This window comes from Colwellia sp. MB02u-10 (genome assembly GCF_014077185.1).
Taxonomy (GTDB): Bacteria; Pseudomonadota; Gammaproteobacteria; order Enterobacterales; family Alteromonadaceae; genus Cognaticolwellia.
This window is the reverse complement of sequence record NZ_JACGVK010000104.1, coordinates 26,597-43,899: the sequence shown is the minus strand read 5'-3', so window position 1 is coordinate 43,899 and position 17,303 is coordinate 26,597. Positions and strand designations below refer to the sequence as shown.

11 protein-coding genes are annotated in these 17,303 nt (G+C 37.6%); 4 read left to right on the top strand and 7 right to left on the bottom strand.

Going from position 1 to position 17,303, the window contains the following annotated elements:
• Window positions 1-17: 17 nt before the first annotated feature.
• Complete coding sequence (locus H4J59_RS04295; protein WP_259369396.1) at window positions 18-1,127, top strand: MBL fold metallo-hydrolase; 1,110 nt, start codon at window positions 18-20, stop codon at window positions 1,125-1,127.
• A 1,239-nt stretch (window positions 1,128-2,366) separates the two neighbouring features.
• Here H4J59_RS04295 and H4J59_RS04290 read toward each other — a convergent pair.
• Window positions 2,367-3,557: a YbfB/YjiJ family MFS transporter gene (locus tag H4J59_RS04290; RefSeq protein WP_182237095.1), complete on the bottom strand. Its 1,191-nt coding sequence runs from the start codon at window positions 3,555-3,557 to the stop codon at window positions 2,367-2,369.
• A gap of 349 nt (window positions 3,558-3,906) precedes the next feature.
• On the opposite strand from H4J59_RS04290, the gene htpG reads away from it, so the two are divergent.
• Window positions 3,907-5,868 carry a molecular chaperone HtpG gene (gene htpG, locus H4J59_RS04285; RefSeq protein ID WP_182237093.1) on the top strand — a complete coding sequence of 654 codons (1,962 nt, stop codon included), beginning with the start codon at window positions 3,907-3,909 and terminating at the stop codon, window positions 5,866-5,868.
• 193 nt (window positions 5,869-6,061) lie between these two features.
• Window positions 6,062-6,706 (top strand): adenylate kinase, encoded by a 645-nt coding sequence (gene adk / locus H4J59_RS04280; RefSeq protein ID WP_182237091.1) that lies wholly within the window; start codon window positions 6,062-6,064, stop codon window positions 6,704-6,706.
• Between the two features lie 591 nt (window positions 6,707-7,297).
• On the opposite strand, the gene H4J59_RS04275 is transcribed toward adk, so the two are convergent.
• The 3 genes from H4J59_RS04275 to H4J59_RS04265 all read right to left on the bottom strand — a co-directional run bounded on the left by H4J59_RS04275 (window position 7,298) and on the right by H4J59_RS04265 (window position 13,985).
• Window positions 7,298-7,789, bottom strand: coding sequence for a GNAT family N-acetyltransferase (locus H4J59_RS04275; RefSeq protein WP_182237089.1), 492 nt, complete (start codon window positions 7,787-7,789; stop codon window positions 7,298-7,300).
• A 304-nt stretch (window positions 7,790-8,093) separates the two neighbouring features.
• Window positions 8,094-10,418, bottom strand: coding sequence for a bifunctional diguanylate cyclase/phosphodiesterase (locus H4J59_RS04270; protein WP_220469717.1), 2,325 nt, complete (start codon window positions 10,416-10,418; stop codon window positions 8,094-8,096).
• A 1,248-nt stretch (window positions 10,419-11,666) separates the two neighbouring features.
• Complete coding sequence (locus H4J59_RS04265; protein WP_182237087.1) at window positions 11,667-13,985, bottom strand: EAL domain-containing protein; 2,319 nt, start codon at window positions 13,983-13,985, stop codon at window positions 11,667-11,669.
• Between the two features lie 390 nt (window positions 13,986-14,375).
• Between H4J59_RS04265 and H4J59_RS04260 the strand changes: the two genes are divergently transcribed.
• Window positions 14,376-14,573 carry a hypothetical protein gene (locus H4J59_RS04260; protein ID WP_182237085.1) on the top strand — a complete coding sequence of 66 codons (198 nt, stop codon included), beginning with the start codon at window positions 14,376-14,378 and terminating at the stop codon, window positions 14,571-14,573.
• 604 nt (window positions 14,574-15,177) lie between these two features.
• Here the strand turns inward: H4J59_RS04260 and hisIE are convergent.
• The 3 genes from hisIE to hisA are packed head-to-tail and all read right to left on the bottom strand — an operon-like array spanning window position 15,178 to window position 17,302.
• A complete protein-coding gene (gene hisIE / locus H4J59_RS04255; protein ID WP_182237083.1) occupies window positions 15,178-15,801 on the bottom strand; it encodes a bifunctional phosphoribosyl-AMP cyclohydrolase/phosphoribosyl-ATP diphosphatase HisIE in 624 nt (207 codons plus the stop codon).
• Entirely contained in the window at window positions 15,795-16,583 is a 789-nt protein-coding gene (hisF, locus tag H4J59_RS04250) for an imidazole glycerol phosphate synthase subunit HisF (RefSeq protein WP_182237081.1), read from the bottom strand. Before hisF ends, hisIE begins: the two co-directional genes overlap by 7 nt.
• The gene (gene hisA / locus H4J59_RS04245; RefSeq protein WP_182237079.1) at window positions 16,565-17,302 is read right to left on the bottom strand and encodes a 1-(5-phosphoribosyl)-5-[(5-phosphoribosylamino)methylideneamino]imidazole-4-carboxamide isomerase; all 738 of its coding nucleotides are present in this window, start codon (window positions 17,300-17,302) and stop codon (window positions 16,565-16,567) included. The genes hisF and hisA overlap by 19 nt, the downstream gene beginning before the upstream one ends.
• Window position 17,303 lies beyond the last annotated feature (1 nt).

Below are 17,303 nucleotides of genomic sequence, written 5' to 3'. Positions count from 1 at the left end.
TTATTAGCTTGCAAATAATGTTTAGTTTACGAAAAATTATGGCTTTGCAGATAATGAGTATTGTCTGCTTTATTCTACTCACTGGCTGCACAGCAAAAAATCAGTTAAGGCAGATAGAACAAGCTGACTCTGTTATAAAATATAAAGAAAGTTTAGCTAAACCCACACGTTTTTCTAATTTATATCCCGGCAAAAAAAGTTACTTAATTACCTGTAAGGACAATTGTTATCAGTCCTCACCAGTCGTTGAATGTGAAACACCGGCTGAAAATTGTCGCTTTATTGGTGAACAATCGCCACCTAAGGTCAACACAGGTTTTAGTTTTCGCTGGCTTGGGCACGCCAGTTTTTATATCAAAAGTCCTGAAGGCAGTACCTTACTGCTAGACCCAGTGAGTGAACAATTTGATTGGCCAGTGAATTGGGCTTTTAAGTTAAGCGCCGGCTTTTTTCGTAATGAACCACAGTGGCCATCGCTCAGTGAAATTTTCGATGTTGACGCTGTATTGTACTCACATATTCACTATGATCATTTTAACAAAGCTGATATTGAAAAAATTGGCACCGATGCGCAATATTTTGTGCCTTTAGGTTTTGCAGCGCATTTTCCTAATAACGGCTATCGCATTAATGAAATGGCTTGGTTTTCAAAAACGACATTAGCCGAGCTGAAGATTAACTTTGTGCCTGCACATCATTTTAGTAGTCGAATTTTAATCCCTTATTTATACGAAGATAAAGATGTTACGCTTTGGGGCGGCTGGGTTATCGAACACCAAGGTCAACGGATATTTTTTGCGGGCGATACCGGATATTCTGAGCATTTTAAAGATATTCAACAGCGTTATGGTGATATGGATGTTTGCTTGATACCCATTGCTTCATATTTTCATCAAGAAAATAGTGCATGGTATCGCTATGTTCACACCACGCCCGAAGATGCTTTAGTAGCGGCGCAAGCGCTAAACTGTAAAGTCATGATCCCATGGGGTTATGGCAATAATAGCTGGAAAATGGGTGATCATAGTTCCCATTCGCCGTTATTACGTTTATTAAAAATGCATAAAGCAATGAACTCGCCCATACCTTTATATATTTTAAATGAAGGTGAAGAAGTTACCTTTTAGCGGAAGGTATGCTTAAATTTACTTAACAAGCTTATGGGTTGAATAAAGGCTATCTGAGCTCAGTTTTAATCATCACAATTTTAGTATTGCCCATGTTTTTAATATGGTCTGTGGTGGCGGGTAGGTATAAATTTTGTCGGTCAGTGGCTATCAGGTTTTACTCGCTTGGTTGGACTTAAATTCAGAAAGTTAAATAAAATTTAACTTTCTTCAGTACAAATGCCGATAAACAAAAACAACAGCCACTGCAGATATTTATTGGCCTATCGCTTTGATCGCCCGCTAAGCGTTTGACGGACTGAAGTCCGACCTACAAAAGATCTACAAGACCATTACTCAAAGCTATATTATCACCCGTAGGCCCTATGTAGGTTGGACTTTAGTCCATCAAGTTAAATGAAATTTAACTTTGTTGGTATTAAGATTGCTCAACAAAGCAATACCTGCTGTAGATTTTTTGTTAATCCATCGCTTTGATCGCCCGCTAAGCGTTTGACGGACTAAAGTCCGACAAAAGATCGACAAAACAACTGCCTAACGCTATATTATCACCCGTAGGCCCTATGTAGGTTGGACTTTAGTCCATCAAGTTAAATGAAATTTAACTTTTTTTGTATTAAGATTGCTCAACAAAACAAGACCTGCAGCAGATTTTTTGTTAACCCATTGCCTTGATCGCCCGCTAAGCGTTTGACGGACTAAAGTCCGACCTACAAAAGATCTACAAGACCATTACTCAAAGCTATGTTATCACCCGTAGGCCCCATGTAGGTTGGACTTTAGTCCATCAAGTTAAATGAAATTTAACTTTGTTGGTATTAAGATTGCTCAACAAAACAAGACCTGCTGTAGATTTTTTGTTAATCCATCGCTTTGATCGCCCGCTAAACTTTTGACGGACTGAAGTCCGACCTACAAAAAATCTATAAAACAATTACCCAAAGCTATAATGTCACCCGTAGGCCTATGTAGGTTGGACTTTAGTCCATCAGGTTAAATGAAATTTAACTTTTTTGCATTAAGATTGGTCAACAAAACAAGACCTGCAGCAGATTTTTTGTTAAGCCATTGCCTTGATCGCCCGCTAAGCGTTTGACGGACTGCAGTCCGACCTACAAAAGAGCTACAAAAGACCTATAAAACAATTGGCTAACATACTCTTTCCTCTATAGCCTTTTAAAAATCAAGATTTCATAACTTAACGTCCTTGTTGTCGAACAGAGCGTTTTAATTAAACATCTATAAATTATTAGCAAGTTGGTTGTGGGTCATTAAATTATTTTTCGCATATTTGAGTAATAATATGCCACATAGGACAATAAAAGCGGTTAAATACAGTGCCGCGTTATAATTGTTAAATTGCGCGATTAACGCCACACAATAAAGTGGTGCAACTACTTGTCCAACGCCATAAGCGGCGGTAATCACCCCCATGATAAACACGGGATTTTTACCGGCTAATTGGCCACCAAAATTCATAAACAGTGAAACTAGGCCAATAAAGGTGCCACCGTATAACACGCCACTGAGTAAATTAAGCCATATATTGGCAGAGAAGGTCGGGATTAAAATAGCAATGACCTGCAGAGCCATCGCCACCATCATAATGTCGATACTATTGAACCTGTGTGCTAAACGCATCCAAATAATGCAAGAAGGAATACCCGCTAAACCAACCGCTAACCAAGCATAGCCACCATAACCCGCTAACCCCGGCAGTGAGTTTACTATGTCAGGAAGAAAGGTCGCTTGTACCACCATGCCAACACCTTCGGTGAAGTAGGCCAGCGCTAAAACAATTACCAGTGGCGTAAATAACGACTTATCAAATTTGTGGCTAATAACTTTGTCAGCCCCTTGCTTGTCAAAACTGAGAATATAGGCGGAATAGCAAGCGAATATTACCCCCGCAATCGCTAAAGCTAACCAAGCATGTTGCCAATTTTCGCTATAGGTAAAAACACTGCGCATGATTAAGTCAGACACCAATATTGAAAAACCTAAACCACTAAAGTGTATACCCATTGCTTTGGTTTTATTGGTATTTTGTAGTTTTGACATCACGATGGCAGAGCCAACCACTAATGCCATCGCCGCGCCAAAGCCGGCAAATAGACGAGACAGTAGCCAAATAGTATTGTTTTCGGTAAAAGCCAGTACCAGTGACGTGATAACACACAAGGCTAAGCCAATGCGGAAGAATTTCACTTTGGCATGAATATCTTTAATAAAAATAGAAAAAATTGAACCTGATAAATAACCGACATAGTTAATTGACGCGAGTACACCGGCGAAAGCGATACTGAGGTGGTTTTCCAACATGGCTGGTAGTAATGAGGTAAAGGCAAAGCGCGCGACGCCAACACCAACCACTAAGGCTAGAATGCCAGCCAATAAGATCGCGGCATTGTTATTTCGATCAAGCAACATGTTAAATTCCTGTGTTATCGCTTACGCTCAATACTGATGAAAAGGCAGTAACTGAGCCAATTTTTGTCGTTAGAGTACAAACAAGATAATGCTCTAATGTAAGGACAGAAGTCACTGAAAGCAAATCATTATTTGTTATTAAGCGTATATAAAAATAGTGAGAAATAACATTAAAGCCAAGCAATGATAAAGTCGAACAGAACGATTATCTCTGATATTTTTTTAATTTCTTGCTTGAAAACCTTATCGCTACCCCCACATGTTAACTATCGAGTGAGTATTGGATAATGATGTTTAATATTCACGATAAACAATCATTTTAATGTTAGTTAGAGTAGGAAGTTTCCAGATGTCTGAGACAGGCCAAAAAGAAGTTCACGGTTTTCAAACCGAAGTAAAGCAACTATTGCAGTTGATGATCCACTCACTTTATTCAAATAAAGAAATATTCTTACGCGAGTTAGTTTCAAACGCTGCCGATGCCGCTGATAAATTACGTTTTAAAGCATTATCGAATGCTGACTTATATGAAGGTGACGGTGATTTACGTGTGCGTGTAAGTTGCGATAAAGAAAACAATACCCTGACTATTTCTGATAACGGTATTGGTATGACGCATGATCAAATCGTTGAGCATTTAGGTACTATTGCCAAATCAGGTACGGCTGAATTTTTCTCACAACTTTCTGGTGACCAAGCGTCTGACTCACAATTAATTGGTCAATTTGGTGTCGGCTTTTACTCAGCATTTATCGTTGCTGACTCGGTCACTGTGCGTTCACGTGCTGCCGGTGTTGATGTTTCGGAAGGTGTGGAGTGGACAAGTGCGGGTGAGGGTGAATTCACTACCGCTAAAATTGAAAAAGCCAACCGTGGTACTGACATTATTCTTCACTTAAAAGAAGAAGAAAGTGAGTATGCTGATGATTGGCGTTTAAAAACTATTGTCACTAAGTATTCAGACCATATCTCTGTTTCAGTTGAAATGTTAACACCGGAAGTACCGGGTGTTGACGCGATTGAAGAAGTAAAAGATGATGAAGGTGAAGTAACAAAACCAGCCGTTGAAGCACGCGACGCTGTTCCTGCAACATGGGAGCCAGTGAACAAAGCCACCGCACTTTGGACACGAGAAAAGTCTGAGATTACTGACGAAGAATATAAAGAGTTTTATAAGCATGTATCACATGACTTTGGTGACCCACTTTTATGGGAACATAATAAAGTAGAAGGTAAAACTGAATATACTTCATTACTTTACATCCCATCTAAAGCGCCGTTTGATATGCATAACCGTGAGAAACAGCATGGTTTAAAATTATTTGTTCAACGTGTGTTTATTATGGATGACGCCGAGCAATTCATGCCAAGCTATTTACGTTTTGTAAAAGGCTTATTGGACTCAAATGATTTGCCTTTAAACGTATCACGTGAAATTTTACAAGATAATAAAATCACTCAAGCCATACGTAAGGGTTGTACTAAACGTGTTTTAAAAATGCTTGAAAAATTAAGCAACAAAGACGCTGAGCAATATCAACTATTCTGGAACGAATTTGGTCAAGTATTAAAAGAAGGTCCAGCAGAAGATTCTTCTAATAAAGATGCTATTGCTAAACTGATGCGTTTTGCTTCTACTCATGAAGATAACAGCCTGCAAAGTGTTGCACTTGCGCAGTACGTTGAACGTATGAAAGAAGGCCAAGATAAAATTTATTATGTCGTTGCTGATAGTTTTGAAGCGGCTAAAAACAGCCCACATTTAGAAGTGTTCCGCAAAAAGGGCATTGAAGTATTATTGATGGCTGACCGTATTGATGAATGGTTAGTGAGCCATTTAACTGAGTTTGACGGTAAGCAATTACAATCAGTTACTCGTGGTGGTTTAGATTTAGGTGATATGGATGATGCTGAAACGAAAGAAGCTCAAGAAAAACTTGAGCAAGAATTTGACTCAGTCGTTATTCGTATAAAAGCAGCGCTTGCAGGCAAAGCCAAAGACGTTAAAATCTCACAACGCTTAACCGATTCACCGGCTTGTATTGTTGCTGATGAACATGACATGAGCAGCCAAATGATGAAGTTGATGCAATCAGTGGGTCAAGAAGTACCAGATTCATTGCCAATTTTTGAAATTAACGCTGAGCATGACTTGATCAAGCACGTTGCTGAAGAGCAAGATGATGAAAAGTTCACACAATGGACTGAAGTTTTATTTGAACAAGCTATGTTAGCAGAGCGGGGCAGTTTGAAAGACCCAGCAACTTTTGTTGCTCGTTTGAACAAACTAATGTTGAGCCTAACTAAATAAACTACAGCTAGGTTAAATAATGATCTAGGTCATATTATCATTCGACTGTCATTAGACTTTAGTCAAAAAAAGGAGCTTTTTAGCTCCTTTTTTGTTTTTTTGCACCGCTAGCTACTTGTTTGAAGCCCTTTGAATATGTATAGTGTTTGCTCTTTTACAAAACTAATTCATTAATTAAATAGGGTTATACTAAATGCGCATTATTTTATTAGGTGCACCAGGTGCTGGTAAGGGTACTCAAGCACAATTCTTAATGGCTAAATTTGGCATTCCACAAATATCTACCGGTGACATGCTTCGTGCTGCGATTAAAGCAGGCACTGAACTCGGCCAAAAAGCCAAAGCAGTGATGGACGCAGGGCAGCTCGTATCTGATGAATTAATTATTGGTTTGGTTAAAGAGCGTATAGCCCAAGACGACTGTAAAGTGGGTTTCTTACTTGATGGTTTCCCACGCACAATTCCACAAGCTGATGCAATGAAAGCGAGTGGCGTTACTGTTGACCACGTTATTGAGTTTGATGTACCAGATGAAGTTATTGTTGAACGTATGGCAGGCCGTCGTGTTCATGCTGGTTCAGGTCGCGTTTATCATCTCGTTTATAATCCGCCAAAAGAAAGCGGTAAAGACGATGTAACGGGTGACGATTTATCTGTGCGTCCAGATGACGAAGAAGCAACTGTACGTAAGCGTTTAGGTATTTATCACGAACAAACTAAACCATTAGTTGACTACTACCAAGGCGAAGCTAAAGCCAAGGCTTGTGCCTATTTAACGATTGACGGCACACAACCGGTTGAACAAGTAAGCTCATTGTTAGATGAGACACTATCATAAGTTAAGCACTGAATGCTAAGTTATGAAATATGAAGCTCGCTTATGCGAGCTTTTTTATGTTTAGTATGAAAGGTTATTTTTTGTGCCAAACAAAACCTAAGACTATATGTAGGATGGACTATAGTCCATCAGGTTAAATGAAATTTAACTTTCTTGCTATCAAAACAGACAAAAGTAAAACCTGCTGCAGATGTTTATTGCTTCTCTAATTAACAGTTCGCTTAGCGTTGACGGACTAAAGTCCGACCTACAAAAAAATCAAAAAAAACAAAATAACTATCCAGCGCTAGATTGTCACCCGCAGGTTTTATGTAGGGTGGACTTTAGTCCACCAGGTTAAATGAAATTTAACTTTCTTGCTATCAAGGGCAACAAAGTAAAACTTGCTGCAGATGTTTATTGCTTATCTAATTAACAGTTTACTTAGCGTTGACGGACTAAAGTCCGACCTACAAAAAAATCACAAAAAAATTAACCAAGGTTACATTGTTACCCTTAGGCAGGTTGGAGAAAGAACGGTAATATAGCTGATAAAAGCTACCTAGTGCTTAAACCCTTGCTAAAGCGTTAATTCTACCTTTATTACATTTTTTAATGGATTTTTAGCATACCAATATGGGGGATATCATCCTCTAAGTACATTTCACTGACACGTTCAAAGCCGTGCTGATTATAGTATTTTTCTAAATGTTCTTGTGCTGATATTTTTACCGTGTCATTGGGGAAAAACTTTAGGCATTCAACTAAACCGACTCGCATTAGTTCGTGACCAAGCCCGATACCACGGGCACATGAGGCAGTAACGACACGACCAATACTAATGTTATCTGGATAGGTTAAGCCTTTGGGTAAAATACGCAAATACGCAGTCATAACACCGTCTTGATAGCAAAATAGATGTTGAGTTTGTGGGTGACGATCGTGATCGTCTAAGTCAGGATAAAAACAGCTTTGCTCAACAACAAAAATATCAATCCGTAATTTTAATAAATCGTAGAGTTCATCGGTGTTTAACTGTGAAAAGGTTTTTTTTTCCCAGATTATTTCAGTAGGTATAAGCGATTTTTTTAGCAAATTTTTCATATTTCATTATACTTTTTCATGAGATTTGGGTGATGTACAGCTTTGTACTCGATATTTTTTGTTGCGCATTTCGTTATATACTTGTGGAGAAAGTAACTTGCTTCATGACGATTAGTTATTAGTGGTCAATTGTTATTCTCTCGACGCACCTCTTAGGTTCCACTATGATAAATTGGTCATAGTGGTTAGTGGTTCGTCACTTAATAAACTGTATTACTAGTCTTTGATGTTTTATTATTTGCAGCTAAGTAGTAAAGAAAGCCTCAACTAAGACAGTTTACTTTTAGCAATTTTCAGCAAATCACTAGGTAGTTAGCTTACTTTCAGGTTTGATTTTATTATTCTGCTTGATTATTAATTGTTCAAAATCATCCTTTGTCAGTGGCTTTGATAATAAGTAACCTTGGCCAAAAAGACAACCGGCTTCTGTTAGAAACTCTTGTTGCTGTTCTGTTTCTATTCCTTCCGCAATAACGTCAATATTGAGCTTGCTTGCCATTACTATGATGGCTTCACATAACGCCGCATCGTTATTATTAGTAGACATGTTTTGTACAAAGCTCTTATCAATTTTTAAGTAATCAATAGCATAGTTTTTAAGATAAGAAAATGAGCAATAGCCAGTACCAAAATCATCAATAGAAACAGCGATACCTTGTTGACGAACTTTATCAAGTACGTTGACAACTTCTGTTTTATTTTCCATTAACAGATTTTCAGTAATTTCAAAGGCAATGGCTTGAGGCGAAATATTTCGCGCTTTAAGAGACTCAGTCCATGCAATAATTTGCTTGCCTTGATTTCTATATTGTACCGGCGAGGTATTGATACTGATCATCAGATCTTGACAATATGTTAGTCTCCAATGTTTAACCTGCCGTGATACTTGATTAAATATCCACTCACTAATCTCTGTAATGAGTCCTGCTTCCTCAGCAATAGGGATAAAGTCTGCTGGCGGAATTAAGCCTTTTTCAGGGTGTTGCCAGCGAATAAGTGCTTCAGCTTTAGCTATGTTATGATTTTTTAAGTTAACAATAGGTTGATAAACCATGTGAAATTGTTGCTGTGTAATGGCGATACGTAAGTCTTGAATAATTTCCATGCGCTTAAGGAGTTCGGTACGCATGTTTTCGGTAAAGTAGTTAATGTTATTGCGCCCACGCATCTTAGCACTATACATGGCTTGGTCGGCATTTGTTAATAAAGCATCAATGCTCATTGCATCATCAGGATAAAGGGCAGCACCGATACTGGCAGTACAATGAATACTCTTTCCATCAATTATATAGGGCTGGGAAAGGGTGCTTAACAATTTTTGTCCAACCTTATCAACATCAATTGCTGTGGCTGTACCTACAAGTACGACAATAAACTCATCCCCGCCTAAACGGGCAACAATATCGTTACTTCTAAGACAATTTTTTATGCGTTTCGCACTTTCAATAAGCAGAGCATCGCCAGCACTATGACCTAAAGAGTCATTAACATCTTTAAAGTTATCAAGGTCTAGCATAGCAATAGCGAGTTGTTTTTTCTCACGTTTCGCGTTGTCGAGCGCCGTAGCTAGGTGTTCGAGTAATAAGTTACGGTTTGGTAATTGTGTTAAATTATCAAAATTGGCTTGCTGCCATATGATGTTATCGACTTTATCTCGTTCAATGGCAATACAAACAAGATTAGACACTTGTTCAATTAAGGAGAAATCGATATCTTTTGGTGTTGATATTTTACGATGATAAATAGCAAAAACCCCTAATGCTTCGCCTTTATCATTAATAATAGGCTCTGACCAACAAGCGCCTAATTGAGCTTTTTTAGCTAACTCGGCCCAATTAGCCCAATAAGGATGAGTTGAAATATCGCTGACAATAACTCTTTTTTTTGTGAACGCTGCTGTGCCGCACGATCCTATGCCATAGCCAATGGTTATACCTTCTACAGCTTCGTTATAAAAATTAGGCAAACTAGGAGCAGCGCCTAACACCAAGTGTTTTCCTGATTTGTCGAGTAAAAGAATACTACAGATCGCTTCAGGATATGTGTGTTCAACGTTATGTATGACCGAGTGCAATATAGTAGATAATTTACTTGAGCTGGCAATTAATTCGAGCGTGCCATTACGTAATTGGCTTACTTTATCTTTTTCTGATAATTGACGGTTTTTACTTTCCATGAACATCGAGAAGGCTAATGAAAAGATATTTGTTAAAATTAAGGAGCCAATAAGGCGAGGTAAAGTAAAACTGTCAAATTGTTGATAGGTAATAAATAATGCAATGATTATCAATAAGCCATTCAACAGGCTGGCGGTGACTGTGGGAAGTAAGTAAAAGCTGGCTATTATGATTGGAAACAGCCAAAAAATTAAACTCTCACCTTTAGTGTAAATAGCTGTTAAGGCTGTTAGTTGAATGAAAACAATAAGTAAGCCACTGAAAAATTTAGTTTTACTAGTATACCAAGCGCCAGAAAAAATGATCGCTATGCCCAGTATCGCAATAAGGTCAATAATAATACCTACATTGTCGTGTGTTCGAATGCTTGAAATCAGGGCTGGGAGTAAGGCTAATATTGCCATAGCCGTTACGGTTAACGAAATTTTATCATCTATTGAGTGACTTTTCATTTTAAAATCATACTCCTTTAATTTTTTATAGTTCAATAGTATTGCTTGAAACGCTACTGAGCAATCCTTTTACTTATAGCCTAATATAACGAAAAATTTACTGGTATGTAATGAAAAAAATATAAGAACAATATAAGTAAAACATAAATAAAACATAAGTAAAACAAAAACATAAAAGTAACACTAATGTTACTTTAAATTTACATTGGTCGACAGGTGCTTGAAAGGCTGACTATATTTTGGCTGTGTTTTCACCATTTTCACCATTTTTTTGAGGGTGATTTTAGACAAGATAATCACAACTTTCTTGTTTATATTGAGTGATTTTTAGTTTTAGATATTCAATATAGGAGAAATTATTACAGGGTTTTGATCAAAAAAAGCAAGTAATACCAACTTGATTAATTATTTAGTCTACTTTATGCATAGCAAAAACAGCTAAGTACAAAGCATTTATTTTAATAACTAGTGGTGTTAAATATCAAATAAGTAATGTTTTAGAAGCTTGTCTTAACAAGTAGCAATGAACAGAAAATTAATGATATGGGTAAAATCTAGTGGTAAATATTTAGCAGTAACCTCGTTTTGGCAAAGTCTAGTGCTAACTTTTTAAGCACTAGATTAATTTTTTGAAGGTTTTTTTTGCTCTTTAAGGCTTTTAAAACCCAGTTCATCATTGTGTGCCGTAATTTTTATAGAGTGATATTTGAAATTTTTTATGGCCTAATGTAGCTCTATTTTTACTTTGAAACCTAGCTATTCTATTCGCTGCTATATGCTTTAATCTGTTTTTAGCATACCAAGATGTCAAATATCATCTTCTAAAGAGATATCGCTAACACGAACAAGATTGTGCTAATTGTAAAATTTATCTAAGTGCTCTTGTGCTGAAATTTTATGGTATTTTCTGGAAAGGTTTTTTAAGCAATCAGCTAAGGTAATGTTGATTAATTCCTGGCCAAGTCCAAAGCCACGAGCACAAGGCGCAAAAGACCACACGGCGAATACTAATGTAGTTTTGGTAAGTTAAGCTTAAGCCTTTAGGTAAAATACGTAAATACGTCGCCATAACACCGTTTTGATAGCAAAATAAATGTTGGGTTTGGCGATGGCGCTCACAGCATCTAAATCGGCATAAAAACAGCTTTGCTCAACAACAAACACACCAATTCGCAATATTAGGAAGTCGTATAGCTCATCGGTATTTAGTTGTGAGAAAGTTTTATTCTTCCAGTTTAAGCCATTGCTTTACATTTTTTCAAATTCACTTTTTTCGCTCTTATTGTTAATTAAGAATTGTTCAAAATCTTTTTTCAGCAGAGGTTTTGCTAATAAATATCCTTGGCCAAAAGTGCAGCCGGCTGTAGCTAACAACTGTCGTTGTTGCTCGGTTTCAATTCCTTCAGCAATCACTTCTATATTAAGCTTATCCGCCATGACAATGATGGCTTCGCATAGTGCCATATCATTGTTATCTAATGACATGCCTTTGACGAAACTTTGATCAATTTTTATATAATCAATCGAGAAGTTTTTAAGATATGAAAATGAACAGTAACCGGTGCCAAAGTCATCGATGGCAACCATCACGCCCTGTTGCCTAATGTCAGCAATAATATTGTCTACCTCGGCCTGATTTTCCATTAATAGGCTTTCAGTGATTTCAATGGTCAAGGCATGGGGCGGGATATTGTTTTGTTTTAATTGCTCAACCCAGTTTAAAATTTGTTTGCCGTGATTTTTATACTGAACAGCGGAGGTGTTAATACTGATTTGTAAATTTTCGCAATATGCCCCTCGCCATAATGTTAGGTCCTGTAAAACCTGTTGGAATACCCACTCGCTTATTTCAAGAATCAAGCCTGTTTCTTCGGCAATCGGAATAAAATCTAAAGGTGAAATAAGGCCTTTTTCTGGGTGCTGCCAACGAATTAATGCTTCGGATTTATAAGTATTATTGTTTTTTAAGTTTGCAATTGGTTGATAAACAAGAAAAAACTGCTTTTTTTCTACCGCGATGCGAAGATCTTGAATTAACTGCATACGTTTGAGGAAGTCTGTACGCATATTATCAGTAAAGTAATGTATGGTATTACGACCTTTTGCTTTGGCGCCATACATAGCGTGATCAGCATTTTTTAGTAATTGGTTAATATTGTCGGCATCATTCGGGTAAATTGCTACACCAATACTGGCAGTACAATATATTTCTTTTTCATCAAAATGGTACGGCTTAGCCAAAGCGGCTGATATTTTATTGCCAACAACTTCGATGTTTTGCACGCCATTAGTATTGGTTAAAACAATGATAAATTCATCACCCCCTATCCTAGCGATAATATCGCTTTCTCTGAGAGTATCCTTAATACGTTTTGCGGTTTCTACTAGCAAAGCATCACCAGCACTATGGCCTAAAGAGTCGTTTATATCTTTAAAGTTATCAATATCGAGCATGGCAATAGTAAATTGGGTATTTCCACGTTTTGCCTCTTTAATTATATTGACTATATATTCGTTCACTAGGCTGCGATTGGGTAATTGCGTTAAATGGTCAAAATTGGCTTGATGCCAAATTAGTTGATCTACCTTTTCTCGTTCGATTGCAATGCGAGACAAGCTGACAAATTGTTCGATTAATCTAAAATCTTTTGTTGTGGGAGAGGTTGCTTTCTTAAAATATATGGCAAATGTGCCTATCACTTTGCCACGGTTGTCGATAATAGGCTCTGACCAACAGCTGGTTAGATTTGCTTTTTTTGTTAACTCTGACCATTGTGCCCAATAAGGATGAGTGGCGATATCTATTACGGTAACTCTTTTACCAGTATAGGCGGAAGTACCGCATGAGCCTACTCCTTGACCTATCACTAGACCATCGATGGCCTGATTGTAAAAATCTGGTAAACTCGGTGCAGCTCCTAACGTAAGCTTTTTTTCTGTTTTATCAAGCAATAATATACTGCACATAGCGTCAGGATTTTCATTTTCGACGGCATCGACAATTGCGTGCAATATGTCAGATTGCTTGGCGGAACATGCAATAAGCTCTAAAATTTTATTACGTAAGAGGTTAAATTTTTCATTTTCTATGAACTTCTTATTTTCTTTTTCTATATATTTAGAAAATATAAAAGCACAAATAATAGTTAACATTAGTGTTATCACAACTCGACTGAGGGTGAAACTATCGAATTGGTTATAGGTTAATGAACAACATACTAATATGAGGATAAGGCTAAGCAGCAAAGAAAGTAAGGGCGGTATCAAATAATAAGAAAAAATAATGGCGGGATATAACCAGTAAATAACACTGATACCTTTTATATACACCGTTATCATTATAATAATGAAAACAAATATGGTTACTATTTTGCTATATAATTCAACGTTTCTTGTGTACCAAACACCCAGAAATGTGCCAACCATTACAGAAAATGCCAAAAAGTCGACAATTATGTGTGCTAGCTTGTCGTCATTAATACTAGCAATAAGCAGTGGAAAAACAGCCAAGCCAGTGATGCTGGTTATGGTGAGTAATATTTTTTCTTTTAATGTACGTTGCAACATTTTTATTACAAAACCATATTATAAATTAATAAAAATTCCATTTTAAGTGACTAAAATAGCATAAAGAGTTTAGATATATTTATTACATTAACCCTTTAGTTGGTTAATTGACATAGATTATTAAGCAAAAGACTTAATGTATTTTCTAGCGATTACTATCATATTAGCTGAAGACTTGTTTTTTACCTTTATTTAATGAAAGTTATTGTTTTTATTTGGATTATATAAAGTACCCAAGCATTAGCGGAGTGTTGATTAGGTGTTATAAAAGCATTATAAAGGTGTTGTTTAAGTGCTAATTAAATGTCACTAAAGCATTGATCGAATGTAGGGTTTTTTGTTGTTACGTCTTATCTATAACAGAAAATTTGAACATTAAATACGGCGACGATGTTAACCAGAAATGACGATTTAAAATCGAAGAGCTTGCAATTAATCTATGTTTATTATGCTCGTTTAGCAAAAATAGCGCCAAGCGCCTTTGATTTAAATAATCCATTATTTCTTGTTTGTAGTGTTTGTATTGCTGTTGAGTTCTGGGTATTCATTATTCTAAGACCTTTTTATGGCGTCTTGGTGAATAATTAAAATTATAGCCTAGCGTTAGTATATTGTGTTCAAGTTCTTTTGGTAAGCTGTGGGTCTAACCTTTGATGCACTGTAATTTTTTCACATTATAAGTCTTTCAAGTGTGGCTAATAATTATTTAATGTACTGCTCAATCAAATAATATTTGCCAATCCTTAGTGATGCTTTACAAGCAATATAAAAGATGATTTTGAATTATATGACACATTTTCAGCTAGCGTTTGACTTTTTTTTGATGTTTTTTGGGCTTTTATTGGATAGGTTTTAGGCGCTGCTACAGTCGGTAAGTACTTGATTTAATCATCGAGCGCTAAAATAATGTTAGTGTGATATGAGCTTTTGATCAGTGGAAGATATTTATATAGCAGACTTGAAATTTTAGCGGTATTTCTCCTATTACTTAGAACGGACTTAGCCGACTGAATACCAATCTCAAAAATTATTGCCCACTTTTACAAGTAAAAACACCTCAAGGCAGCAGCATTGTTCTCAAGCCCAATAGTCAACTATTGGGCCATTTAATGGCTGCCTTGATTTATTTCTTATGATCATCAAGAGCAGAAGTATCAGTAAACCATTGTTATAGCATGCTATAAGCTGTCATTTACTTTTTATTATGTCTTGATTGCAATACCGCCATTACTTCACTTAGGTCAATGTTTTGATCTTGTAGCAGCACTAAAGTGTGATAAAACAAATCGGCACATTCACCTAATAAGTCTTCTTTGGTTTCAGCGACGGCAGCTAACGCTACTTCTACGCCTTCTTCGCCTACTTTTTGCGCAATTTTAGTGGTGCCGCGGGAAAATAAATGGGCGGTGTAACTATCTTCTGGCGCGTCATTTTTACGACTGGCAATCACTTGCTCAAGTTGACTAAGAAAATTTTGCTGGCTAATGGCTTGTTCAGGAAAGCAAGACTCTGTGCCTAAATGACAAGTAGGACCTTGCGGCCGGCAGGCGATAAGTAAGCTGTCTTGATCGCAATCAGTGACTACTTGGCTAACCTTTAAATAGTTACCACTGGTTTCGCCTTTGCACCAAAGTGCTTGTTTAGCGCGGCTATAAAAGGTGGCTAAACCAGAGTTTAAGGTTTGCTCTAAAGCCTCAAGGTTCATGTAGCCTTGCATTAAAACGGCACCGGTATCTTGATGCTGAATAATGGCTGGGATCATGCCCGCCATTTTATCCCATGCCAATTGGCTAACATTGTCTTGTGTAATTAGCATAATCTGATCTCAACTTTCTTATTTTTAAGGGTTTGCTTTAATTCATCCATCGCTATAATAGCTTTGTGGAAAACACTAGCAGCGAGCGCGCCGTCAACATCTGCTTGCTGAAAAACATCAACAAAATGTGATATTTCACCAGCACCACCGGAAGCAATTAATGGCACATTGCACAGTTTACGTACTTGGCTAAGTTGCTTAATATCATAGCCTTGGCGAACACCGTCTTGATTCATACAATTGAGCACAATTTCACCAGCGCCCAATCTTTGTACTTCTTGGATCCAATCTAGGGTGCGCCATTTAGTTTTTTGTGTCCGGGTTTCATCGCCGGTAAATTGGTAAACTTGGTATTCACCCGCACCATTATTAGCGTCTTGATTGAAAAAGCTATCAACGCCAACCACAATACACTGCTGACCGAAAATATCGGCTAAACGCGATATTAAGCTTGGGTCTCTTAACGCCGGCGAATTAATGGATATTTTATCTGCACCCATCATTAAGATCTGCTTTGCATCTTCTTCGGTTTTTATACCACCGGCAACACAAAAGGGAATGTCGATAACTTGAGCAATACGACTAACCCAGCTTTTGTCTACTACACGGTCATCTGAGCTGGCGGTAATATCATAGAAAACCAGTTCGTCGGCACCCGCTTGTGCATACTTTTGCGCGAGCGGTACAATGTCGCCAATAATTTCATGGTTACGAAACTGTACACCTTTTACCACTTTACCATCGCGAACATCAAGACAAGGAATTATGCGTTTGGCCAGCATGCGATTGCCTCCTCTAACGTAAATTTACCTTCAAGCAATGAGCGACCCAGTATTACGCCATCAACACCCGTGGGTATTAGGGCTTTTATGTCATCTAATGAACCAATGCCGCCAGACGCTTGCCATTTTATGCTGGGATATTGCTGACAAAGTTCTTGATACAAGGCAACATTACTACCGGTTAATGTACCGTCTTTACTAATGTCGGTACACAAGACATGAATTAAACCGGCAGCAATGTAATCATCTAATAAGGCTTCTAAATTAACGCCACTGTCTTTTATCCAACCGTGTGTGGGTAGGGTTTTATTACCAATAGCATCAATTTTTACATCGAGTGCTAGCACAATACGTTCACCGCCAAACTCTGTTAGCCATGCTTGCACTAATGCTGGCTCTTTGATGGCGAGTGAGCCAATAACAATACGGTCAGCGCCTAGGTTAAGCAGCTGTTGCACGTCTTCTTTACAACGCACACCGCCACCCACTTGAATGATCATGCTGTCGTGTTTTACTAGGGTTGCTAGTAGGGTTAATTGGCGTTTATTGCTGTCTTTTGCACCGTCTAAGTCAACAAAGTGCATGACAGTTGCACCCGCTTTTGCATAAGCATTTTGTCGTTCTTTTGCGGTGTATTGATAGTTGGTTTTTTGTTGGTAATCACCTTGAAATAATCGCACGACTTCGCCGTCAATTAAATCGATTGCTGGGATCATCATC

What these genes read in the sequence shown, in the direction of transcription:
- H4J59_RS04260 (WP_182237085.1), top strand. Translation starts at nt 14,376, where the DNA reads ATGTTAACCAGAAATGACGATTTAAAATCGAAGAGCTTGCAATTAATC.
- hisA (WP_182237079.1), bottom strand. Translation starts at nt 17,302, where the DNA reads ATGATGATCCCAGCAATCGATTTAATTGACGGCGAAGTCGTGCGATTA.
- hisIE (WP_182237083.1), bottom strand. Translation starts at nt 15,801, where the DNA reads ATGCTAATTACACAAGACAATGTTAGCCAATTGGCATGGGATAAAATG.
- H4J59_RS04265 (WP_182237087.1), bottom strand. Translation starts at nt 13,985, where the DNA reads ATGTTGCAACGTACATTAAAAGAAAAAATATTACTCACCATAACCAGC.
- H4J59_RS04295 (WP_259369396.1), top strand. Translation starts at nt 18, where the DNA reads ATGTTTAGTTTACGAAAAATTATGGCTTTGCAGATAATGAGTATTGTC.
- H4J59_RS04270 (WP_220469717.1), bottom strand. Translation starts at nt 10,418, where the DNA reads ATGAAAAGTCACTCAATAGATGATAAAATTTCGTTAACCGTAACGGCT.
- htpG (WP_182237093.1), top strand. Translation starts at nt 3,907, where the DNA reads ATGTCTGAGACAGGCCAAAAAGAAGTTCACGGTTTTCAAACCGAAGTA.
- H4J59_RS04275 (WP_182237089.1), bottom strand. Translation starts at nt 7,789, where the DNA reads ATGAAAAATTTGCTAAAAAAATCGCTTATACCTACTGAAATAATCTGG.
- adk (WP_182237091.1), top strand. Translation starts at nt 6,062, where the DNA reads ATGCGCATTATTTTATTAGGTGCACCAGGTGCTGGTAAGGGTACTCAA.
- hisF (WP_182237081.1), bottom strand. Translation starts at nt 16,583, where the DNA reads ATGCTGGCCAAACGCATAATTCCTTGTCTTGATGTTCGCGATGGTAAA.
- H4J59_RS04290 (WP_182237095.1), bottom strand. Translation starts at nt 3,557, where the DNA reads ATGTTGCTTGATCGAAATAACAATGCCGCGATCTTATTGGCTGGCATT.